Origin of the sequence: Psychroserpens mesophilus (assembly GCF_050617655.1) — a bacterium.
GTDB lineage: Bacteria > Bacteroidota > Bacteroidia > Flavobacteriales > Flavobacteriaceae > Psychroserpens > Psychroserpens mesophilus_A.
Genome location: NZ_JBODQC010000156.1, coordinates 1 through 274 on the forward strand (window position 1 = coordinate 1; position 274 = coordinate 274).

1 protein-coding gene is annotated in these 274 nt (G+C 26.3%); it reads right to left on the reverse strand.

Features of this window, described 5'->3' with window-relative positions; translation table 11 throughout:
* Positions 1 to 72 (reverse strand): large ribosomal subunit protein bL34 (locus ACRHNM_RS16745; RefSeq protein WP_431137755.1); only part of this gene is annotated, 72 nt, incomplete at its 3' end.
* Positions 73 to 274: the final 202 nt, after the last annotated feature.

Genomic DNA, 274 nt, shown 5'->3' on the forward strand with positions numbered 1-274 from the left:
AGCCATTCTCTCTCTGAAACCATGTTTGTTTCTTCTCTTTCTTTTCGATGGTTGATACGTTCTTTTTGGCATTACCTGTATTTTTTAATATCTAATTAATTTTCTAGCTCTAAAATTGCCTTTTAAAAGCGAGTGCAAATATACAACTGTTTTTATTTTAAGCAAACACATTTTTTAAATTTTTTAAAAAAATTTTATCCTTTTAAAAAATGATAGGTATACAAAATGTTTTTAGGTTTTTTATTTGTGAGAAAATTTAGCGTTAGGACGTCTG